Genomic DNA, 22,816 nt, shown 5'->3' with positions numbered 1-22,816 from the left:
TGGCCCACATATGTCATTGCGGGCTTGACCCGCAATCCATGCATTCATGAGGGCATGACAAGCTTGTTGTTTCGCGTTAGCGGCCAATGGCCATATATTTAAAACCGAGTTCACGTACCAGCTTGGGGTCGTAGAGGTTGCGGCCGTCAAAAATCAGAGGGGTTTTGAGCTTGGCTTTCAGGGTGGTGAAGTCAGGGCTGCGGAACTCTTTCCATTCGGTCACGATGACCAGTGCGTCTGCATCGTCCAGCGCAGCGGTCTGGCTTTCTGCGTAGCTGAGCTTTGGCTCATTGGGAAAGCAGTGCTTGGCTTCAGCCATTGCCACGGGGTCGTAAGCGGTCACAGTAGCCCCGGCGGTGATCAGGTCTTTGATGACCTCGCGGCTGGTGGCTTCGCGCATGTCGTCGGTGTTGGCTTTGAATGACAAGCCCCACAGGGCAAAGTGTTTGCCGGCTAGGTTGTCACCAAAATGCGCCTTGATTTTGCTGCCCAAGACGTGTTTTTGGGCGTCGTTGGCCGCTTCTACGGCGGTCAGTACTTTCAGGTCAATGCCAGCATCAACCGCTGCGGTTTTGATCAGTGCCTTGACGTCTTTAGGGAAACATGAGCCGCCATAGCCCGCGCCAGCGTACAAAAAGTCGTAGCCAATGCGGGGGTCGCTGCCAATGCCTCTGCGCACATTTTCAATGTCTGCCCCCAGCTTTTCTGCCAGATTGGCCAGCTCGTTCATGAAGCTGATGCGTGTGGCGAGCATGGCGTTGGCAGCGTATTTGGTGAGCTCTGCGCTGCGAATGTCCATCACGATCAGGCGGTCGTGATTGCGCTGAAAAGGCGCATACAGGGCGCGCATGTTCAGGGCGGCTTGCTCGTCGTCGCAGCCCACCACAATGCGGTCGGGCTTCATGAAGTCGTCAATGGCAGCGCCTTCCTTTAGAAATTCAGGGTTGCTCACCACGCTGAACGGAATGCTGATTTGGCGCTGGGCAAGCTCGTCATGGATGGCGGCGCGCACCGCATCTGCGGTACCCACAGGCACGGTGCTTTTGTCAACCACCACTTTGTAGTCGGTCATGTGCTTGCCAATGCTGCGCGCCGCAGAGATCACGTATTGCATGTCGGCTGAGCCGTCTTCACCGGGCGGTGTGCCCACGGCGATGAACATGATGGTGCCAAAGTGCGCAGCACGTGCCACGTCGGTGGTGAAGTGCAGGCGGCCGGCGGCCACGTTGCGGCGTACCATTTCTTGCAGGCCGGGCTCAAATATGGGCATGCCGCCATCTTCCAGAATCTTGATCTTGGCTGGGTCCACATCCAGGCACAACACATCGTTGCCCACTTCGGCCAGGCAAGTGCCAGACACCAAACCCACATAACCGGTGCCAATGACAGTAATTTTCATGAACGATTCCCATAGAAACAAAACAGAGGGTTTGATTATCACCAACCCGCAATCCATGACTTCAGGGACAGGGCGCCCTTGAGCCGTCTCCCCAGCACCTCTTTTCCCAAGCCAAGCAGGCCAGGCAGTGTTTTGGGGTTGTAGGCGATGATGCCCCAGCGCTCACGCCGTTGGTTCATCCACAGCTGTTTGTAGGGATCGTCGCCCATCAGGTAGTCCACTTCAGTGACTTGGTCGTGTTGCATCACATGCGCCATCAACATGCTAGTGAGCAGGGTGCCGGATGCGTAAGTCTTGAATTTTTCGTCATGGGCCAGCTTGTAGATGCTGGCTTTGCCGTTTGCCACAATCCAGAGTTGCACCGCAACGGGTTCACCATTGAGCCATGCAATGCCCAGCCGCAGCCAGCCGTGCGCGGCGCATGTGCGGATCAGGTTTGGTACAAATTGCGGAAATGGCTCGGGCGTTTTCCAACTGGATGCATACACCTGCAGGTAGGCGGCCACGCCTCGCTCTAGCTCGTCACCGCCTTGGACCAGCTCCAGCTTGCCGCCTACCGCAGCAAACTTTTTACCCATGCGTTTGAGGGTGCTGCGCACTGTGCCGTTGCGGTTTTGCAGGTAGGCGGGCCAGTCTTCCTTAACGGGTAGGTACCAGTTGCCAAAGCAGAAAAACTTGAACGGCACCAGACCAACCGTTTTAAGGGCATTCATCAGCAGGCCAAAGCCGGCAGACTCAGGGTCCATGGGCGCCAGCCGCACGGATGCAAGTGGCGCATGGGCATCATGAACGGCAGCCAATAACACAGCTAGGTCGCTGGACTCAAGCCCGGGTGTGATCAGCGGGGCATACAGCGCGGTGTAGTAGTTGCTGAGCGATTGCACCTGTTGACCCAAAGTGGCCATGGTTGCGCGCAGCGGCAGCGCGGCCACCGGCATGCCATTATTTTTCAGTACATAAATGTGGATGCCGTCATCGCCCGGGTACACCGAATCGATCAGGTTGGCGTACCAGGCGGTGCTGTGCTCAATGTTGTGTGTGGCACCCGCAGCAAACAGTTGCTGCACGTCGCCGGGGATTTCATCCGGGTGCCGGTAAATGCTCACAGTCAGCATGGAGGTGATTTTTTTGGGGACACCAAAGCGGATGGTTTGGGTTGCATGTGCGGAATTATCAGGCGCTATGATGCTTTATGAAACGGATCTTGATGATTGCATTCCACTTTCCGCCGCAGGCGGGGAGCAGCGGCATTCAACGCACTTTGCGGTTTGTGCAGCATTTGCCGGCCTTGGGTTGGCAACCGCTGGTGCTCAGTGCAAGCCCGCATGCTTATGACAAGACAGACGCTGATTTGCTGGCCGATGTACCGGCAGATACCGTGGTGCGGCGCGCCTTTGCGCTGGACACCGCACGCCATTTGCAGTTTCGCCGCCGTTACCTGGGCTGGATGGCCCGCCCTGACCGCTGGATCAGCTGGAGGTTTGATGCCGTTCGCCAGGGGCTTGAAATGATTGAAGCCTATAAGCCGGACGTGATCTGGTCAACCTACCCGATTGCCACCGCGCATGTGATTGCCTCTGCGCTGCACCGCAAGTCAGGCCTGCCGTGGGTGGCTGACTTCAGGGACCCGATGGCGCAAGACGGTTACCCGGCTGACCATCGCACCTGGCAGTCTTACCAGCGCATAGAGGCCGACGCAGCCGCGCGGGCGCGATTTTGTGTGTTCACCACGCCGGGCGCAGCGCGCATGTATCAGCAGCGTTACCCCGGCATGGCCGAGCGCATGGTTGTACTGGAAAATGGTTACGACGAAGAGAGTTTTTCGTCCGCACCAAATGCACCAGCCGTTCCGTTGGCTTCAGGGCGACCGCTGGTCATGTTGCACAGTGGCATTGTCTACCCCTCAGAGCGTGATCCCACTCAGCTGTTTGAGGCTTTAGGGCGGTTAATGCAAGCGGGCACGCTGATGCCCCATCAATTACGCATTCGCTTTCGGGCATCGGTACACGATGACTTGCTAAATAGTCTGGCGCAAACCCATCAGGCGCAAGATTTCATCGAGATTTGCCCGGCTATTCCGTACAGGGATGCGCTGGCAGAAATGCTTGACGTGGACGCGCTGCTGGTGATGCAGGCCAGCAATTGCAACGCGCAGATCCCAGCTAAGGTTTACGAGTATTTGCGGGCTGGCAAGCCGGTGTTGGGGCTGACTGACCCAAATGGTGATACCGCAGAAGCTTTGCGCAGCGCTGGCCTGAATGATGTGGTGCGCCTTAATTCAGCAGATGACATTGCCCTGGCGTTGCCAGCGTTGGTGCAACGTATTCGCGAGGGCAGGGCTACGCAGGCGCACCCTTTGGCTGTGCAGCAGGCTTCGCGTCTCGGGCGCTCAACATCTTTGGCACAGCTTCTTGTAAAAGCGGTGAACCCGGTGCCTTGATTGGACCGCCTGCGCTCACTGGCAATGGGCCATCCAGTTGACTGTTAGGTATTCGACCAGTTGACGCGATGCTGCGTTAGAAAAAGTGTGGTCTGCCCCGGGAATGTCACTGCGCGTGAGCCTGTCATGGCGTTGTGAGTTTTTCCAGGCAGCATCACTTCTGGTGTGCTCAAGGAATTCTTTTGCGGTGTAGTCGTCGCCACTTAAGAGTAGCAGCATGTGTCCAGAGAAACCGTGCCATGCGGCCGACATGCGGTGCTGAAATGTTTTTTGAGATGACTGTGATTGGTCGGGTGCATCAGTCCGTGTGTTTGAGCGACCTGCAATATTGAGGGCCACCCGAATGTTTCGTATCAGGTCCGTCATTGCTTGTGTGTCGATTTGACCACGAAGTAGCTTCAGCCAGAACTGTTTTTCCCTCAGCCGGTGTGTGTAATAGTGCTTGACTTGGGTGCGTGCAAGGCTGGCCTCGGACCGCACCCAGGGGTTCAGCAGGCATAAACCGGTTACACGTGGGTCTTGGGTGTCATGGCAATAGAGCAGGGCGGCGGCAGCGGCATCGCACAGGCCCCACAGAACCACACGCTTAATATTGGGCAGGTGTTGCTGCAGAGCATCAATGGCAGCGGCAATGTCGGCGCTGATGCCTTCAAAGTCGCGTTGCTCTCCGTTGCTATCGCCCATGCCACGGTAATCAAAGCGTAGCACGGCATAGCCAGCTGCAGCCAAGGCGCGTGACAGCAGTACAAACTGCCGATGGCTCCCTGCCCGGTATTGTGGCCCGCCTACCACCACCACTACCGCTGTGTCAGCAGGTGTTTCAGGCTTGGCCAGAATGCCCAGCAGCGTCTCACCCGCGCAGGTGAATAGTGTGGCTTCTTCGGTGTAGGTCATTTTTGTGGATTCTAGGCGGTGGGGATGTGAAGTGCCACTTCATTGCAAGCGCAGCGCGGTGATCCATGCCACTGCGGATTGATGTGTCTCCCATGAGACTCGTTGTTTTTGTGCTGCACTTGTGCTCCTAGAAATATAGTGAGGAGATAGGCAATTTGTGTCTTTTTGTAAGCAGTTCATGTATATTGCGTTTTGGCTTGACTCTGGCTTGGAAAGCGTTGGTGTAGTTGCTTGAGTTGCCAGGCCAGCGTTGTTTGGCTGTCGTGCAAATTATTGGCAATTGCATCCCTATAAAAATGACTCAAACCATTCAGGACATTCGAAATCAATTGTTGGTGGCAAGGCTGCCAGCCATGCCGCAGATTCTGCTCAAGTTGATTGAACTTTGTGAGGCTGATGAAGCCGGCATGAGCGAGTTGGCGAAGCTGATCGCCAATGATGCCGGCATGACGGCCAAGGTGCTGGGTGTGGCCAATAGCGCGGCCTACCACCGGGGTGGCAACAAGGTTGGGCTGTTGCAGGCGCTTAATGTGCTGGGCTCTGAGCTGATCAAAACGCTGGTGATTAGCGAGTCTGTGTTTCAAACGTTCAATGGTTTTCCGCATTCAAGCGGCCTTGATTTGCGTGGCTTCTGGAAGCATTCGCTGACCGTGGCGGTGCTGGCCCGTGAGATTGCCAAGTCCATCGATTATTCTCAGCCCGAAGAGGCCTATCTGACTGGTTTGTTGCATGATGTGGGGCGGTTGGCTTTGCTTGCGGCTGCGCCAAACCAGTATGTGCACAATTTTCTGATGCCGGACAACGCTGAGTTGTGCGCGATAGAGCAACGCGCTTTGCAGATCACGCATTCTGAAGCCGGTGCCTGGCTGATCGAGCGCTGGAACCTTGACTCGTTCATGGCAGACAGCGTGCTCTATCACCACGAAGACACCGCACGCCTGCAGTCTGCGCACCCATTGATACGTATCGTGCATCTGGCGCATTTGCTGGCTGACCTCGACCCGGCGTTGCCGGTGGCGGCCGACGTAGGCGCGTTGTGTGAGCTTGATGCGTCAGAGCTTCAGTTGATCATGCAGGGCGCAGCGGCCCAGATCAAGCGGGCCGCAGAGTATTTGGGGGTGGACATTTCGGATGTGCCAGATGTTTTGGCGCCGCCGGTACACATACCGGCGCCGTCTGCCAGCGACCAGGCCCAGGTGCGGCTAACGGACGAGATGCGTCACCGCACGCTGATGGCTGAGCTGGGGCAGGCCCTGGCCCGCCAGACCGGTGACGCCCAGCTGTTGGGGGCCATCCGGCAAAACGCACGCATGCTGTTTAACCTGGACGATACGGTTGTATTTTTAATGAATGGCAGCGGCCAGGCCTTGGTGGGCGTGTCGTTTGACGAACAACGCCAACGGCTGGCAGAGTTCTCGATCACGCTTGCTGGGGGCGGGGTGATTGTTGAGTCGGCACTGCAACGGCGCCCGGCTTTCGTTGGGCCGGAAAAGGGCTTGCGCAGCCTTGTGGAAGACCAGTTGCTGAGGATTTTTGGTGCGGAATGCTTGGTGTGTGTCCCTATTGCTAGTGCCACGCGGTGTCTGGGGATGTTGGTAGCGGGCGTTGCGGGGTGGCGCATGTCAGAACTCAAGCGCCAGGAAAAGTGGCTGCAGGCCTTTGGCGTGCAAGGTGCTGCAGCGCTCAGTGCTGCCGCAGACCGGGGCGAAATTGACCGTCGCATCGCGACTTTGAAGGACGACCACAAGCTAAGCTCGCGCAAGCTGGTGCATGAGGTGAATAACCCGTTGGCCATTATCAAAAACTACCTGGGCGTGCTGGACGATAAATTCAGCCGGCAAGAATCGGTGACCGAAGAGATTTTGATTCTGAATGAAGAGATTGATCGGGTGGGCAACATTTTGAGCGAGTTTGCCGGCGCGACACCCAAGGTGCAGGAAGGTGGGACTGACGTGAATCGGATAGTGAAAGATTTGGTACGCTTGTTTCGTGAAAGCAAGTTCATGCCGCCATCGGTACAGATCAGTGCAAAAATGCCCGAGCAGCCAGCCGAAATTGACGGCTCTGCCGATGCCGTCAAGCAGATTTTGATCAACTTGATCAAGAACGCCGTCGAGGCCTTGCCCGCGGGCGGTCAGATTGTGGTTCAGAACAGTGGCACGGTGGTGCGCGAGGGGCGCACGTTTTTTGAGCTGAGTGTGATTGACTCTGGCCCGGGCATGCCGGCCGACGTAATGGCCAATTTGTTTGCACCCGTGCGAAGTACCAAGGCGGGAAAAAATCGCGGAGTCGGTTTAAGCATCGTGCATGGTCTGGTGAAAAAGCTCAATGGTGTGATCACGTGCAGCAGCAGCAAAGAAGGCACGGTGTTTGAACTTTTGATGCCCACCCAAAAAACTGCCAAGTCGCTGGCTGTGCCAGTATCCACAAGAGACATGGCATGACATCAGTCGTTCGGAGTGAGCTCAGTGTTCAATAACGGTCTGGATCCATCAGTTTTTGGCTTGTCTGCTTCGGGTTGGGTTCCACCCCGCGCCACAGAATTGTTGCCGCAGGTGCTATTGGTTGAGGACAACCCCAGGTTGCTGAGCAGCTTAGAGGCGCTGCTTAAAAGCCGAGGGCTAACCCTGAGCAGTGCAGTTGATGGCCGTGACGCGATGCGGCAGCTTGGCGAGCGGGTGTTTGACTTGGTGATTCTGGATTTGGGCCTGCCCGATGTTAGTGGGCATGCGGTCATGGATTTCATGAACGCCAGGCAAATGGACGCCAATGTGATCGTGACCAGTGGCGAGACTGGCATTGACGCGGCCATTGGTGCGCTGCAGCGCGGCGCGTTTGATTACCTGCGCAAGCCTTATTCGCCGGCTGCGCTTTTTAATACCATTGACAATGCTTTGAAGCAGCGTCGCCTGTTGACTGAAAACAAGGCCATTGCAGTACAGTTGGAGCGCTCTGAGGCCAAATACCGAAGCCTAGTGGATAGCTCGCCGGACATCATCTTCATGTTGAACCATGAGGGGCATATCACCATCATCAACAACCGGGTCAATCAGTTGCTGGGGTTCAGTTCGGAAGAGTTGATTGGTCAACATTACTCCGCACTGGTTTTTGGCGAAGACCAAAAGCGTGCGCATTATGCTTTCAAGGAGGGGTGGACGCGCTTTAGCCTGACGCGCAACATAGAGCTGCGGCTGAAGTCGCGCCATGCAGATTGTGAAGTACGGACCTTCAGCATCGAATTGGTCGGTATTTCTTATAACCGGCCAGGCGAAACCAGTGGTGCGACAGCGGAGCTGTTTGAAGTGCATGGCACCTATGGCGTGGCTCGCGACATCACAGAGCGCATGAAGGCAGATCAGCTGATTTCGTACCAGGCATACCACGACATCCTGACTGACCTGCCAAACCGGGTGTTGTTTCGTGACCGCCTGAACCTGGCGGTGCTTCAGGCCAAGCGAAATGGTGCTGAGTTGGCTCTGATGTTCATTGACTTGGACCGTTTCAAGTTAGTCAATGACACGCTGGGGCACGCTGTGGGCGATGTGCTGTTGCAGCAGGCCGCCCTGCGGCTGAAGGCCTGTTTGCGGCGCGGTGACACCTTGGCCAGGTTGGGGGGTGATGAGTTCACTGTGGTGTTGCCTGAACTTGCCGGCCGCCAAGATGCGGTTTTGGTGGCTGAAAAATTCCTGGAGGGCTTGCGTCAACCCTTTGAGTTGGCTGGCCAGACGATTCATATTTCAGCCAGCATTGGCATTGCCATTTATCCCGCGGATGGCGAAACGATTGATGAGCTGATCAGCAATTCTGACATTGCCATGTACCACACCAAGGCTGAAGGCAAGGATGGCCACTCGTTTTTTGAGCGCGCCATGCTGGACGCATCCAGTCAAAAAATTGAAATTGAGCATGGCCTGCATATGGCGCTGGAGCGGGGTGAATTAGAGATGTATTACCAGCCCCAGATTGACGTGAGCACCCAAAAAGTTGTTGGTGCCGAGGCCTTGATGCGCTGGAACCACCCGGTGCGGGGGGTCTTGAGTGCCGGCGAGTTTTTGCCCTATGCCGAAGAAAGCGGCCAGATTATTGCCATCAGTGACTGGATGTTGGAAGCGATTTGCCTGGACCTGCTGGCCTGGAACAGACTGGGCGGGGAGCCTGTGAGGCTGTCACTGAATCTGTCACCGCAGTACCTTGACCGTGGCGATTTTTATAGCAAGCTGAGCAAAACATTGACGCATCACCACATTGATCCGATGCAGATTGAGGTGGAGGTGACCGAAAACATTTGTATTCGCAACCCCAAGACAGCCATTGAGCAACTTGAAAAACTGTGCCAATTGGGTGTCAGGGTGGCGATTGACGACTTCGGTACGGGTTATTCATCGCTGTCGTATTTGCACCGTTTCCCGGTTCATACTTTGAAAATTGACCGCTCGTTTGTGGTGGAAATCAGGGATGATCAGACCCAGTTTCCAGTGGTGCTGGCCATTATTTCAATTGCCAAGGGATTGGGCTTGAGCCTGGTGGCCGAAGGTGTTGAGACCTTGACGCAACTGCGCTACCTTGAAAATTCCGGTTGCAATGTGATGCAGGGCTATTACTATCACAAGCCTCTGCAACAGACAAGAATATTGGAACTGATTCGTGAGCAAGCAGGTTAAACAAAAACGCCTTCGCATGGCGCTTGCCGTGATGAGTGTGCTGTCCGTATGGCAGGCCCATGCCCAGGAAGGTTCGCTGGCGCATGGCCTTTTTCAGCAGGCTCTGGCTCTTGAGAACGGCGAGGGTGTAATGCGTGACGCACAACTGGCTGCCAATCTTTATTGCAAAGCCGCACGCCTGGGTGACGCTGAGGCGCAATATAACCTGGGCTGGATGCATGCCAACGGGCGTGGCATTCCTCGAAACGATGCCTTGGCCGCTTATTTTTTCAAGGCGGCTGCCGGGCAGGGCATTGAGGCCGCGCAGCGCATGTTGACCGTGGTGGGTGAACCAGTGCCTGAGAAGCCTGAGTGCATGCGCGAACCTGCAACACCAGTGGCTGAGCCCCAAGTGGCGGCGGCCTTGCCCCGGGTGGACTACCAAAGTATTGCACCACGCAAGATTTTTGACCTGGTGGCCAAGCTCGCACCGCTGTTCAAGATTGAACCGCAACTGGCGCTGGCGATCATTTCCGCCGAATCCAACTTCAATAGCTTTGCCGTTTCGCCCAAGAGCGCCCAGGGCTTGATGCAATTGATACCGGAAACCAGCGAGCGCTTTAACGTGAAGAATGCGTTTGATCCAGCCCAAAACATACGCGGTGGTTTGACATATTTGCGCTGGTTATTGGCCTATTTTGAGGGTGATGTGGCGCTTGTGGCGGCCGCCTACAACGCTGGTGAAGGCACGGTAGAGCGCTACAGTGGTGTGCCACCCTTTATGGAAACGCGCAGCTATGTGAAACGGATTCTTGCTTCTTTTGGCGGGCTGGTTCACCCGTTTGATGAAAAAATCACTCGGCCGTCGCCAGTGCTGAAGAAGCTCAGGGTCCGATGACCAGTATTTTGCTGGTGTGCATGGCCAATGTGTGTCGGTCACCGATGGCCCTAGTGGTGGCCAAGCAGAGGGTGCTTGAGCTGGGTCTTGTGAATGTTCTCAGTTTTGATTCTGCCGGAACCTACGCGCGGCGCTCTGGGGAGCGCACCGACCCAAGGGCGGCTTCTGTGCTTTTAAGTCACCAATATTTGCCCGAAAAGACCCGTTCACGCCAGCTCAATGAAAAAGACTTTGAACGGTTTGACTTGTTGGTGGCGATGGATGAGTCCAATCTGACGACACTGCATGCCAAGTGCCCGCCAAAATACCTTGGCAAGCTGCATTTGTTGCTTGAGTTTGCCCCTGAGCTGGGGTTGCGTGACGTACCAGACCCTTATTACGGCAATCTAGCAGGCTTTGAGCGAGTGCTGGAGTTGTGTGAGGCAGGCGTTGAAGGCCTGATCAAGGCGCAGGCACACACCTTGTGAGCCATGCGCTTGGGGCCTATGCCCTGTGCTAAGACCTTGTTCTTAGGCCTTGTTCTTAGGCCTTGTTCTTAGGCCTTGTTCTTAGGCCTTGTTCTTAGGCCTTGTAATAGTCGCGGTACCAGGCAATAAAGCGGTTGATGCCGTCTTGCACACCAGTGCCCGGGACAAACCCAACCCAGTCGTTCAGAGCGTCGGTGTTGGCGTAGGTGGCAGGTACATCGCCGTCTTGCAGTGGCAACAGGTTTTTTTCAGCTTTTTTGCCCAAAGCGTTTTCAATGCAGCCAATGAAGTCCAGCAGTGGCACCGGGTTGTTGTTGCCAATGTTGAACACCCGAAACGGGGCGCTGCTGGTGGCTGGGTCGGACAAGGCTGAGTCAAAGGTCGGGTCGGCAGTGGCGGTCCGGTCAAGCACGCGTATCACGCCCTCAACAATATCGTCCACATAGGTGAAGTCGCGTTGCATGTTGCCGTAGTTGAATACGTCAATGGGCGTGTCTTCCAGGATGGCTTTGGTGAACAAAAACAAGGCCATGTCGGGTCGACCCCATGGGCCGTACACGGTAAAGAAGCGCAGACCGGTGGTGGGTAGGCCGTACAGGTGGCTGTAGGTGTGTGCCATCAGCTCATTGGCTTTTTTGGTGGCGGCATACAGGCTGACAGGGTGATCCACGCTGTCATGCTCGGAGAAGGGCATCTTGGTGTTGCCACCGTAGACACTTGAGCTTGACGCGTAAACCAGGTGCTGAACCTTGTTGTGACGGCAGCCTTCAAGCACATTGGTGAAGCCCACAATGTTGCTCTCAATATAGGCATGCGGGTTTTGCAGCGAGTAGCGCACACCGGCTTGCGCTGCCAGATGAATCACGCGGTCGAACTTTTCGGTGGCAAAAAGTGCCTCCATGCCAGGCCGGTCAGCGACATCAAGCTTGACGAACTTGAAACCCGGGTGCGCTGTGAGTCGACTCAAACGGCTTTCTTTGAGGGTCACGTCGTAGTAGTCGTTCAGGTTGTCCAAACCCACCACTTGGTCGCCTCGGGCCAGCAGCCGTAGCGCGGTGGTCATGCCAATGAAGCCGGCAGATCCTGTCAATAATATTTTCATGTCGATGTGAGTGTGATGAGGCGCTAGATTTATTCAATGTCAGAAAAAAACGATTTGTCCAGTTTGATTGCGACGCCTGTCGTATCACCTTTTTGCTCGACCCTGACGACCTCGCCCTCACACACGAGTTTTAAATTTTGCCCCCGCACGACGACCTCGACCGTAAATTGCACATGTGAGCCCGTGGTTAGATGGGTGTCGGTCTCAATGTACATGCCAGTGGCACTGATGTTTCGGGTGAGACTAGAAATGCCGCCGATTTCAACTGGTAGCTCGGTGTCAAATCGATCAGCACTGCGCTGGATCTGGGGTGGGACAGTTGTATGTTTGTGTGATGTTTTTTTCATGTCTCAGCTTCTGTGACCGGGATCTGCCGATGGCGATACGGTAGTGAAAGCAAAAAATGCGCCAAACAGGCATTCATGTATCAGAGTGATAAATATCAAGCACTTAAACGTGATTTTTTTGGCAAATGACGGAAGCTTGTAAAAATGAAATTTAGACTGTAAAGCAAACCGACACTTTGCCTGCCCGGTTTTTGTCACGATAAATGCACCCCACCAGACCCAATCAAGTGATAATTTCAGACAGTTACATTTTTCAGCGACCTTATTGAGCGAACGAGGCTAGTAAAGTTGATTTGCAGGTCAACACGAGGAAGTTTATGGACGTCAGGCGATCATTACATCAGGGTGCGCGCAAGGCATTTTCTTTTTTGCCACGCAATGCCCGCTTTGCCATTTACCGTTCGTTCGTTGCGTGCGATGCCAACCCGGACCCGCGTCTGGTGCTGAAAATAGCTGAAACCAAGGAAGAGTTGGAAGCCTGCTTCAGGCTCCTGCATGACGCCTACGTTGCCAGCGGTTTCATGACGCCAGACCCCTCTGGCATGCGTGCCACCATCTACCATGCGTTGCCGACCACCACCACGCTTTGTGCCAAATTTGATGGCGAGGTGGTGGGCACCATTTCTCTCATTCGCGAGAGCCTGTTTGGTTTTCCCTTACAAGCCATTTTTGACCTGAACGAGGTGCGAACGCATAAAGGCAACATCGCCGAAGTTTCTGCTTTGGCGGTGCACCCCAAGTTCAGAAAAACAGGCGGCACCATTCTTTTTCCGTTGATGAAGTTCATGTATGACTATTGCACGACCTTCTTTGACACCCGGCATCTGGTGATAGCGGTGAATCCAAACCGCATTGAGATGTATGAGTCGCTGTTGTTCTTTCAGCGACTGGCTGAGAATTTCGTCGCCAACTATGACTTTGCCAACGGGGCGCCAGCGGTGGGCGCCTCGCTTGACTTGCACCATGCGCCCGAGGTGTTCAAGCTGGCCTATGGCCACAAGAAGCCGCAGAAAAACCTGTACCAATATTTCGTCAAAACTGTCCTACCCAACATTGTGGTGCCGAACCGACGCTACTACACCACCAATGATCCGGTCATGACGCCCGAGCTGCTTGATTATTTTTTTAACCAACGCACCCAGGTATTTGCCAATCTGGAAGATCGCAAGAAAGGTCTGTTGCACGACATCTACAACCTGGAAACTTATCAAAGTGTGCTTCCCAAACAGAGAGAGGCCGTATCGGGCGAATACATACACAGGCAGCATGAGCGTTACTCGGTGAAATGTCCGGGCACGTTTGAGTTAGCCGTGGGCAAACAGCAAGCGCCGTTCAAGGTGATGATCATTGAGCTATCGGCCTACAGTTTTCAGGCCACCTCATCCACACCGCTGCCACTTAACGCGTGGGGCGAGGCCAACATCCAGCTGGGTCAGAACGAAAAATCGCATGTCAAGGTGATGGTGATTAGTAACCGAAACACACAGCTTGGCACATCGTTCACGTTCAAGCTGTCAGAGCCCGACTTGGCCTGGCGCAAGTTTTTTAATGCCTTGAATGCCGGCATCACGCATGAAGACCTGGAAAATGCCACGCGGTTTTTGCCGCAGTAACCAACACCACATTACTGGCTTTTGTGCCTTTGGAGCAGCGTTGCGATGAATTTTGAGGGTATCGCGTAGCTGATGCCAGACGGGGCGCTTAATGCCGATTCGCGGGTACCTTTGATGAATACCATGTTCACGACCCCCAACACGGCACCCGTGTCCGGGTCAAACAAGGGGCCACCGCTGTTGCCGGGGTAAGCGGTACCATCCAGCTGAAACACATTGAAGCTACCCCCGCGCAGGCTGCGTATGGTTTTTTCATTGAGACCGCGTGCCGAAGGTGTGGGCAGGGCAGCTGCGGCTATCGATGAAATCGTGCCGCGATGCGTCACCGGTGAAAACCCCAGCGCGCCGCCAATTGGGAAGCCCGTGAACGCAATGGCTTGCCCTTCTTGAACCGCATCAGAGTCGCCCACGCTGAGTGCTGACACCGCCGGCCCCTCAAAACGCAGCAGGCTCAGGTCATGCAGTTTGTCCACTTCAAGCACCACGGCCGGGCGCATCTGCAATTCGTCAGGGCCAGTGCGCACCTGCACGACCACAGTGGCATCCATGTCAGCTTCTTCTGGCTGCGGCAGCACATGGGCATTGGTGATCACCAGGTTGCTGGTGTTGCTGCCGGCATCGCCCACCACAAAGCCTGTGCCGCGCAAGCCAAAACGTGGGCTGTTGGTGGCCTTGAAGGTGCCCACGATCACCACCGATGGCTTGACCTTGGCAATGGTGCCAGGCAAGTCGGCCCTGAGCGGGCCGCAGAAAAGTGCACCAGACAGCGCAAGAACGGATGCAAACAGCTTGGTTTTCATTTTTGTTCCCTTCAAAGAAACTCGTGACGCAATTGCGCAGACATTATGCTGCGCTGACTCTTGCTGGGCATTTTCGGACATTGGAACTTTGTTCTTTTGCTGGCTTCACCCTCTGTGAAAACGTCAAATCCCTAGCTTTTTTGAGGCCTGCGAACGAAAACCAAGTTACGCAAGGCGGCGACTGAGCACATGACAAAGCAGGAGCAAACGCCTGAGCGAGTTATTGACTCCCATCAGGTTGGCACGTCAAACGCGGCATAAAACTTCACCGTGCCGGATCAATAGTACAAACTTCCCTTCTTCAAGTTGAAAAAAATGCTACACGCTTCAGTCAATACGAACAAACCATGTACACATCAAAGCTTCGCGCCGCTGGTGGCTCCATTGCCGTGACTATTCTGCAGCCATTGGCCAAGTGCCTGCATAGTCAAGCGACTGATTCAAATGGCTATTTGTCACCAAGTGAGATCGACGCACGTAAAAAAACTGCGCAAAAACCGACACATCTACAGCCCCCTTAACAAGTCTGTAACCTCTGCCTGTCCTACAAACTTGTCCCCCAACTTCGCCAGTTCATCCAGCTCTTTCTTCGCCAAATCCTTCTTGCCACCCTTGATGTGGATCTTGGCTAAATTCAGCTTGAACAAGGGATTTTGCGGCTGCAAACCTACCGCTTTGTTTTGCAATTCCAAGGCTTTGGCGTAGTCCCCCTTGTCTGACAGCAACACAGCCAAGGTGTCCATAAAGGCGGGCTGGTTGGGCGCGAGGGTGTTGGCCTTTTCCGCAAAGGCAATGGCACCGTCTTTCTTTAGCTTGGCTGTGACCCAAGCCAGGTTGTTGTAGGCCACAGCGCTGTTGGCCTGTAGCTTGGTGACGGCCGTGTAATACTTTTCAGCCGTGATGAAGTCCTTGCGCGCAATGGCACCATCACCCAGGTAGAGCAAGAAGGCTGGGTCTTTGGGCTGGTCTTTTTGCCAGCTGGCCGAAAATTTGTCGGCCTCAGCCGTTTTGTTGGCGGCCATCAGCACCGAGTGGGTTTTGATGGCCAGTTCAGGCGACTTGACTAGTTTGAGCCCGTTTTGGTAAGCGGCTGTTGCGCCATCCCAATTCTTCTGTGAGGCTTGGATGTCGCCTTCCAGCACGTAACCCATGGCGTCTTTCGGGGCTTGTTTTTGCATGTTGCGAGCGGTGGCCAGCGCGCCCTGAATGTTTTTGCTGTCCACGTCGAGCATGATGCTGCCACGCTGGGCTTGTTGCAGGTCTGGCTTGATTTCCAGCGCTTTGCGCAGGCTTTGGGCGGCTGCCTCTTTGTCTTTATTGGCCATGTGAACGTCGGCCAGGCGCATATGCGGCAGCGGCGACATGGGCTGCATGCTGGCCAGCTTGTTGTAGCTGGTGATGGCTTGGTTGAACTCACCGGCAGCCAGCTGGGTACGGCCCTGGGCATCAAGCAATTCCGGGCTGTTAGGCAGTGCGGCCGTGGCTTCTTGGGCTGCAGAGGTGGCCAGTTTGATGTCTTTGTTGCGCAGGTGGAAGTCAATCAGCAGTAACCGTGGTGAGGCTTCCGTGGGGTTGGCGGCGACGGCATTGCCAATCAGTTTGGTAACTTCTTCTTTTGGTGCGCCGGTTCGGGCGGCGACCTCGGCCAGTGCCAGCAAGGCCTGGTTGTTTTTAGGATCTTTGGCCAAAACGGTTTGAAAACGTTTTTTCGCGTCTTCAGGCTTTTTGTCAGCCATGTCCAGCCCGGCCAAGCTGGCCACGGCAGGGAAGAAGGTGGGGTCAAGGATCAGGGCCTGCTCAAAACTCTTGCGTGCCCCAGCGACATCTTTTTTCGCCAGTAAGGTTCGCCCGCGCAGGTTGGCAGCCAGGGGCTTTTCTGGTTGCTTCTTCTCCAGAGCGTTAATGGCAGTCAATGCTTTGTCAAATTCCTGGCGGCGCAAATGAACGCTGATCAAGGCCAGGTCGGCGGTGATGCCGCCGTCAGATGCAGCAATGGTTTGCAATTCGTCAAAGGCGCTGTCAACCTGGCCACCCATCATGTGGGTGAGCGCCAGTGAGGTGCGTTTTTTGGCGTTTTTTGGGTCTTGTTGGCTGGCTTTGGCAAAAAATTCTTCGGCTTTTTTGACATCGCCGTTTTGCAGGTACACCTCGCCAGCCACAGCCAGCAGTTCAGGGTCGACGGTGTCACGGTTCAAGCCTGGCGTCAGGGTCTCCATGGCTTTGGCGGGCTGACCTGTGCGCAGGTAGATCATGACCAGTGCACGGCGTGCCAGCGCCAGATTAGGTGCGGCTTGCAGGGCTTTGGAGAAGTATGTCTCGGCCTGAACCAAAGCATTCAGTTGCAGTTCTACGGCGCCCGCCAATTGCAGCGCCTGCACATTGCCCGGCGTGGACTTCAGCACCTGTTGAATCAAATCGCGGGCGGGTAAGAATTCCTTCTTTTGGAACGCCAACTGGGCTTCGAGGTATTTTGTTTGTGGGTGGCTCGGGCTGTACTTTTTCAGCTGCACCATTTGGGTGGCAGCGTCTGCCAGGTTGTTTTGTTGCAGCAGCATCGTGATGACCGCTGCTTGACCCACTAAGAAGTCAGGCTTGATCTCAATGGCCTTGCGATAGGCAGCCATGGCTTCTACCGGCTGGGTTTTGGCGTAATGCAGCAAGTCGCCCTTGAACTTCCAGGCTTCATGGCTACTGGGTGTTTTTGCGATGACTTTTTCGAGCGTGGCGAGTGCCCCATCAATGTCGTTCTGGCTGGCCTTTTGGCGTGCCTGCATGATCAGGGCGGGCGCGTAGTCGGGGTCTGCAGCCAGTGCGGCGCTCAGGGCACTTTGGGCAGGCTCAGGCTTGCTTTGCATGGCATAGGCCGTGGCCATGGTGGTCAGCAAATTGGCCTTGGCCGCAGGTGTGCCCAGCTCAGTCTTGCCCAGCTCGTCAGTCAGTTTTTTCGCTTGACCCTGCGCCAGCATCGCTTGAGCCAGCGGTGGAATCACCTGGTCTTGCGGATGCTTCAGGTCCATGGCTTTGCGCAGCTCGGTCTCGGCACCTACCGGATCACCGCTGTTGAGCAGGGCTGTGCCCAGCATGAAGCGGGCCTCAGGCATGTCCGGGTTGCTTTGCAGCGCGTTTTTGATCTGGATGACCGCAGCTTTGGGGTCATTTTTGGCCATGTAGTCTTTGGCCGAGCTGAGCATGGCTTCGGGCTTCTCGCTGCAGGCCAGCAGCATGGCCAGCACCAAGGTGGAGAAGACCAGTTGTTTGCGAGTTTTTTTGAACTTCATTGCGTTTACCCTGAGTTTTATGAATGATTGGTGAGGAACAGGCGCTACTTCAAACCCAACCGGTGCATCAGATCGTACAGCGTGGGGCGGCTCACGCCAAGCAGTTCTGCGGCTTTGAGCACATTGCCGTTGACTCGGCCCAGTGCCGCAATGATGGCATTTTTTTCGGCGTTATCTCGAATCAAGCGCAAGTCCAGTGAAGCGTCCGCGTCGTTGGGTGTGCCGCTCTTGAGGCCTACATCTGCACTGGTGATCTGGCTGCCGTCAGCCATGATGGTGGCACGTTTGATGCAGTTTTCAAGCTCGCGAATGTTGCCTGGCCAGGGGTGCAATTCAATCGCCCGAACGGCATCCTCGCTCAAACTCATGTTGGAGCGGTTTTGCTCCTGAGAAAAGCGCCGCACGAAGGCATGCGCCAGCAAGGCCGGGTCGCCAACCCGTGCGCGCAAGGGCGGGATATTGACGACGATTTCAGCCAGTCGGTAATACAGGTCTTCCCGAAACCGGCTCTCTTTGCTGAGCGCGTTCAGGTCCTGGTGGGTGGCGCAGACGATGCGCACGTCAACTGGAATTTCCTGGCGGCCACCGACGCGCTCTATCACTCTTTCTTGCAAGAAACGCAGCAGTTTCGCCTGTAATTGAAAAGGCAAGTCGCCAATTTCATCCAGCATCAAGGTGCCGCCATTGGCGGTCTCAATTTTGCCCAGGGTAGTTTTGGCAGCCCCCGTGAACGCACCTTTTTCATAGCCGAACAATTCGCTTTCGAGCAGGTTTTCCGGGATGGCCGCGCAATTGATGGCGACAAATTTTTCGCCACGCCGGGGTGACGACTGGTGCAGGCCGCGAGCCAAGACCTCTTTGCCCGTGCCACTTTCTCCCAGCAGCATCACGGTGGCGTTGCTGCTGGCCACTTTTTCGATCATGCGACAAACGCGCATCATCTCGGGGTCGCGGGTGGTCAGGCCGGACAGGGCATCGGGCTGGTGCAAGGCTCGCAGGCGCCGGTTTTCGGCCTGCAACTCAAACAACCTGAAGGCCCGTTCAACGGTGAGATTGAGCAGTTCTGGCTCGAAGGGTTTGGCAAAAAAATCATAGGCGCCCATGGCCACTGCACGCAAGGCGTTGGCTTGGTCGTTTTGACCAGTCAACACAATGACCTTGATGTCGGGGTCAAAGGCCATCACCTGTTCCAGCAGCTTGAAACCTTCAGATACCGAGTCGGCGTCCGGCGGAAGCCCCAAGTCCATGGTGATGACAGCGGGCAGGCTCTTTCGCAGTTGCAGCATAGCGCTCTCACGGTCGCTGGCGGTGACGGAATCAAACCGATCAAGCGACCATTTAATTTGCTTTTGCAGGGCCAGGTCGTCTTCAACGATCAGCAAGGGGCGCGTTTTATCGGCGGTCATGTGGATTCCAGCGCATGTAAGTCTGATTGTTTTTGAGTGTCGAACAATGGCAAAAGTAATGTCACCGTGGTTCCCTTATCCAATTCGCTGGTGACATCAATGCGGCCACCCAGTTCCTGAACGTATTGAAAGCTTTCATAGGCGCCAATGCCCATGCCAGCCTGTTTGGTGGTCTGGAACGGTTTGAACAGGCGGTCGCGAATAAATTCGGGTGACATGCCTTGCCCGGTGTCACCGACCACAATGCGGGCCTGACCACCACTGCGGTCCAGACAAATCCAGACCCTTCCAGACACGTTAGTGGCATCAAACGCATTCTGCACGATGTGGCCAATGATGCGCTCCAGCCGTTCTTCGTGGCCGCGTGTGTCAATCGACTCCTGCACGTCGGCCTCAAGCGTTCGACCGCGTGCTTTGGCAACCTCGGCCACGCGACCAATGACGGTGCCCAGATTGACCCCAAAAGCCTTTCCCGGTGGCGTCGCACCCTCGCGCAGTTGCAACATCATCTGTCGCATGCGCTCCAGCGAGTTTTCAACGGTCAGCAGCATGTCTTGTTGAAACTCGGGGTTGCTGCCGTGGCGCTTGGCATTTTTCATCATCAACGACAGTTGCGTCACGATGTTTTTTAGGTCATGCACGACAAACGCCGACATGCGGTTGAACGAGTCAAACTTGCGCACCTCTAGCAGTGCCTCCGTTGCCTGCATTTGCGCCCAGAAACTTGCGGCTTGCTGGCCCGCTGTTTTCAGCAAGTCATTGACCTCCCAATTCACCTCGACCCGGGTGCGCGCGCTCGACAGCACCACGAATCCGATCAGCTCAGTGCCCACCATCAGTGGCACCACCAACCAAGCCTGCGGCAGATCCTGCAACCAGGTCGGCAGCTTGAGGGTGCCGTAGCGGCGCGAATAGGACCGGTATTCTTCCAGGTTGATGACCCAGCCGCTGGTGGCCATGAACTGGCACAGCGGCGAGTTAGCGTCTTCTTTTTCTGGCGTAGCGGCCTGGTTCCAGCGGGCTGTCTGGCTGAATGCTGACTCGCCCTTGTTTTTGGTCCAGAGCCCCCCGCCCGGGCTTTCCAGCATGTCAGCCAGGCCGCGCACCACTTGCTGACCCATTTCCTGGGGCGAGTTGCGCGCCGCCAATGTGTGGGTAAATTTCAGCCATTCTTCGCGGTAGTCGTAGCGGTAGCGAAAAAAATGCTTGCCTAAAAACACCCGCAGGCTGGCCCGCACCGACCCCGACATGGCCAGCACCAGCAACACAATCAGTGCCAGTACGACCACTCCAAGCTGCAGGGCGCGACCCCACTCGCCGCCAAAGTAGCGCACGTAGTAGCCCACGCTGGAGATGAACAGCAGGTAGATGCCGGCCAGCAACAGGGTGGCCGAGTGAAACGCCGCTTTGGGTGACAGACGAATTTTTGAAATCCAGTCACTACGGCGTGACATCGACAGCATCAAAAGCGGGACCACCACGACGTGTACGGCACCGCGGATGCTGAGGGCGTCGTCATCAACCCGGTTGAACAACACGGCTTGTGAAAAAAGGTACAGATCAAAGGCAAACGCCACGGCCAGGCCCAGGCCCAGCGGCTTGATGTTCCAGCGGGAGTCTTCGGTCGCGTTGCGAAATACCTGTTCCAGCAAGACCAGCGCAAACACCGATGTGGCCATGGCGCTGAAGAGAACGAGCCTGGCGCCGTCACCCCAAAGGTTGATGCCCAGTGTGGCAAAGCCCAATGCCAGCAAGCCAAATGCCATCAGCGCGATGGCCGTAAAAACCATGCTGCGCGCGCCGCTGGAGGATTTGTCCGAGCGGTTGAGCCAGATCAGCATCAGCAAAAATGCGAACCAGCCGCCGTAGCGCAGCAAGTCAAGCAGGGTGCTGAGCACCCAAAACAAAGGGGCTGAAGTGGCCAAGAAGGCCAACCCAAACCAACCCCACAAGGCGCTGCAGACCAGTGCCGCAAACACCACGGTTTTAAGCCATTCATGCTGGCTAGACAAATACCCCAAACGCAGCAGGTGCAGCGCAAAAGCCGTGTAGACCACGCCTACCAGGCCATAGCTCCACGCCGTCAGTTCCATGTCAATGCGCGCCCTTGCCCATCACCACGACACCCACGGTTTCAAACAGCACCACCAGGTCAAGAAACAAGGAGTGGTTTTTGACGTAATACAGATCGTATTGCAATTTTTCAGAGGCGTCTTCGACCGTGGCACCGTAGTGGTAACGCACCTGTGCCCATCCTGTGACGCCTGGTTTGACACTCTGACGCACTGCAAAATAGGGGATCTGCTGCGTCAATTGGTCGACAAAATAGGGGCGCTCGGGGCGGGGTCCAACCAAACTCATGGCGCCCGTCAGTACACTGAACAGTTGTGGCAGCTCGTCAATGCGCAGCTTGCGAATCACGCGTCCGACTTTTGTGGCCCGGTCGTCCACAGCGGAGGCCCAGCGCGGTTTGCCGTCTTTTTCCGCATCGGTGCGCATGCTGCGAAATTTGATGACGTTGAACAGCCGTCCGTTCAGGCCCACACGTTCTTGTAGGTACAAGATTGGGCCACCGCTTTCCAGCACGATCAAAATGGCGGTTACCAGCATCACAGGCAACGCCAGCACAATCAGGATGGTGGCGCAGACAATGTCAAAGACCCGCTTGACAAAGGCCCGCGACCAGCCCTGTTTGAAGCCGTCGCCAAAAATCAGCCAGCCCGCGGACACCGCATCCAGCCGGATTTGGCCCAGTGTTTTTTCAAAATGGGTGGCAATGTCGGTCACCCGTACACCTTGGAGTTTGCAGTCAAGCAATTCGCGCAAGGGCATGCTGCCACCGCGCCGCTCTGACAAGGCCACCACGATTTCATCGACTTGCTCGGCCATCACGATGTCGGTCAGGGATTGTTCGGCCGACAACAAGCCCCAGGCGGACACGGCTTGCGTGGTTTCATTGGGGCCGGCGTAGTAGCCCACCAGTTCCACTGTAGGGTCTGACTTTTGCAGTGTTTTGCCGACCAACTTGGCGCCGGTGCCAGAGCCGAAGATCAAGACGCGTTGACGCATCAGGCTGTTGGTTTTGGAGTGGACGGCATAGACCCGGTGCAACAGCACCAGTGCCACACCGGACATCAGGGCCAAAATGAAAATCTTGCCATTTTGAAGTTGCAAATGGGAAAAGCGAAACAACAGGTAAGCCAGCGGCAGGGTCATCGACCAACACATCACGGCCCGTGCCATGGATTGCCCGACCGTGCGGGTGTGGACCCGCTGGTAAAACCCCAGCGCCCCGTTGGTCAGCAAAATGCCGCCCGCCAGCAAGAAGGAAGGCACCAGCAGCGACCATGAATCACTGGGTGATTCCTTGAGTTGCCAGGAGATGGCCACCACCACAGAGGCCAGCAACAAGATGAGATCGAGTAAAAACTGCGACAGCGTTCGCTTATGAAAATAAAGATCGAATATTTTTATCATTGAAAGTCCTTTTATTCACGCTCTGCCATGAGCGCTACCTCAGCCACGGCGACTC

The 22,816-nt window shown here is 55.7% G+C and carries 16 protein-coding genes; 6 read left to right on the top strand and 10 right to left on the bottom strand.

What is annotated here, in order from left to right; genetic code table 11:
* Window positions 1-76: 76 nt before the first annotated feature.
* Window positions 77-1,399, bottom strand: a complete 1,323-nt coding sequence (locus tag PHQ58_RS13715; protein ID WP_300111822.1) for a UDP-glucose/GDP-mannose dehydrogenase family protein — start codon at window positions 1,397-1,399, stop codon at window positions 77-79.
* A gap of 38 nt (window positions 1,400-1,437) precedes the next feature.
* The gene (locus PHQ58_RS13710) at window positions 1,438-2,514 is read right to left on the bottom strand and encodes a GNAT family N-acetyltransferase (RefSeq protein ID WP_300111821.1); all 1,077 of its coding nucleotides are present in this window, start codon (window positions 2,512-2,514) and stop codon (window positions 1,438-1,440) included.
* 77 nt (window positions 2,515-2,591) lie between these two features.
* Between PHQ58_RS13710 and PHQ58_RS13705 the strand changes: the two genes are divergently transcribed.
* The gene (locus PHQ58_RS13705; protein ID WP_300111820.1) at window positions 2,592-3,839 is read left to right on the top strand and encodes a glycosyltransferase; all 1,248 of its coding nucleotides are present in this window, start codon (window positions 2,592-2,594) and stop codon (window positions 3,837-3,839) included.
* A gap of 15 nt (window positions 3,840-3,854) precedes the next feature.
* Here PHQ58_RS13705 and PHQ58_RS13700 read toward each other — a convergent pair whose 3' ends face one another.
* Complete coding sequence (locus PHQ58_RS13700) at window positions 3,855-4,733, bottom strand: hydrolase 1, exosortase A system-associated (protein WP_300111818.1); 879 nt, start codon at window positions 4,731-4,733, stop codon at window positions 3,855-3,857.
* A 296-nt stretch (window positions 4,734-5,029) separates the two neighbouring features.
* On the opposite strand from PHQ58_RS13700, the gene PHQ58_RS13695 reads away from it, so the two are divergent.
* The 4 genes from PHQ58_RS13695 to PHQ58_RS13680 are packed head-to-tail and all read left to right on the top strand — an operon-like array spanning window position 5,030 to window position 10,738.
* On the top strand, window positions 5,030-7,177 hold the full coding sequence (locus PHQ58_RS13695) for an HDOD domain-containing protein (RefSeq protein WP_300111816.1): 2,148 nt from the start codon (window positions 5,030-5,032) through the stop codon (window positions 7,175-7,177).
* Between the two features lie 60 nt (window positions 7,178-7,237).
* The gene (locus PHQ58_RS13690) at window positions 7,238-9,394 is read left to right on the top strand and encodes an EAL domain-containing protein (protein ID WP_300111883.1); all 2,157 of its coding nucleotides are present in this window, start codon (window positions 7,238-7,240) and stop codon (window positions 9,392-9,394) included.
* Window positions 9,378-10,271, top strand: coding sequence for a lytic transglycosylase domain-containing protein (locus tag PHQ58_RS13685; RefSeq protein WP_300111814.1), 894 nt, complete (start codon window positions 9,378-9,380; stop codon window positions 10,269-10,271). The genes PHQ58_RS13690 and PHQ58_RS13685 overlap by 17 nt, the downstream gene beginning before the upstream one ends.
* Window positions 10,268-10,738 carry a low molecular weight protein-tyrosine-phosphatase gene (locus PHQ58_RS13680; protein WP_300111812.1) on the top strand — a complete coding sequence of 157 codons (471 nt, stop codon included), beginning with the start codon at window positions 10,268-10,270 and terminating at the stop codon, window positions 10,736-10,738. The genes PHQ58_RS13685 and PHQ58_RS13680 overlap by 4 nt, the downstream gene beginning before the upstream one ends.
* A gap of 94 nt (window positions 10,739-10,832) precedes the next feature.
* Here the strand turns inward: PHQ58_RS13680 and PHQ58_RS13675 are convergent, their stop codons facing one another.
* Both PHQ58_RS13675 and PHQ58_RS13670 read right to left on the bottom strand, forming a co-directional pair.
* Complete coding sequence (locus PHQ58_RS13675; RefSeq protein ID WP_300111811.1) at window positions 10,833-11,840, bottom strand: NAD-dependent epimerase; 1,008 nt, start codon at window positions 11,838-11,840, stop codon at window positions 10,833-10,835.
* A gap of 29 nt (window positions 11,841-11,869) precedes the next feature.
* A complete protein-coding gene (locus PHQ58_RS13670; protein ID WP_300111810.1) occupies window positions 11,870-12,187 on the bottom strand; it encodes a PilZ domain-containing protein in 318 nt (105 codons plus the stop codon).
* Window positions 12,188-12,504: 317 nt separating this feature from the next.
* Between PHQ58_RS13670 and PHQ58_RS13665 the strand changes: the two genes are divergently transcribed.
* The gene (locus tag PHQ58_RS13665; RefSeq protein ID WP_300111809.1) at window positions 12,505-13,800 is read left to right on the top strand and encodes a GNAT family N-acetyltransferase; all 1,296 of its coding nucleotides are present in this window, start codon (window positions 12,505-12,507) and stop codon (window positions 13,798-13,800) included.
* Window positions 13,801-13,811: 11 nt separating this feature from the next.
* On the opposite strand, the gene PHQ58_RS13660 is transcribed toward PHQ58_RS13665, so the two are convergent.
* From PHQ58_RS13660 to PHQ58_RS13640, 5 genes are all read right to left on the bottom strand, one after another.
* Entirely contained in the window at window positions 13,812-14,600 is a 789-nt protein-coding gene (locus tag PHQ58_RS13660) for a serine protease (protein WP_300111808.1), read from the bottom strand.
* 506 nt (window positions 14,601-15,106) lie between these two features.
* Window positions 15,107-17,878, bottom strand: coding sequence for an XrtA/PEP-CTERM system TPR-repeat protein PrsT (gene prsT / locus PHQ58_RS13655; RefSeq protein WP_300111806.1), 2,772 nt, complete (start codon window positions 17,876-17,878; stop codon window positions 15,107-15,109).
* A gap of 44 nt (window positions 17,879-17,922) precedes the next feature.
* Window positions 17,923-19,284 carry a PEP-CTERM-box response regulator transcription factor gene (prsR, locus tag PHQ58_RS13650; protein WP_300111805.1) on the bottom strand — a complete coding sequence of 454 codons (1,362 nt, stop codon included), beginning with the start codon at window positions 19,282-19,284 and terminating at the stop codon, window positions 17,923-17,925.
* Entirely contained in the window at window positions 19,281-21,377 is a 2,097-nt protein-coding gene (prsK, locus tag PHQ58_RS13645; protein WP_300111803.1) for an XrtA/PEP-CTERM system histidine kinase PrsK, read from the bottom strand. Before prsK ends, prsR begins: the two co-directional genes overlap by 4 nt.
* Before the next feature lies 1 nt (window position 21,378).
* Window positions 21,379-22,761: a TIGR03013 family XrtA/PEP-CTERM system glycosyltransferase gene (locus tag PHQ58_RS13640; RefSeq protein WP_300111801.1), complete on the bottom strand. Its 1,383-nt coding sequence runs from the start codon at window positions 22,759-22,761 to the stop codon at window positions 21,379-21,381.
* Window positions 22,762-22,816 lie beyond the last annotated feature (55 nt).

Source organism: Rhodoferax sp. (genome assembly GCF_028688795.1).
Classification (GTDB): domain Bacteria; phylum Pseudomonadota; class Gammaproteobacteria; order Burkholderiales; family Burkholderiaceae_C; genus Rhodoferax.
This window is presented reverse-complemented; position numbering and strand designations above follow the sequence as displayed.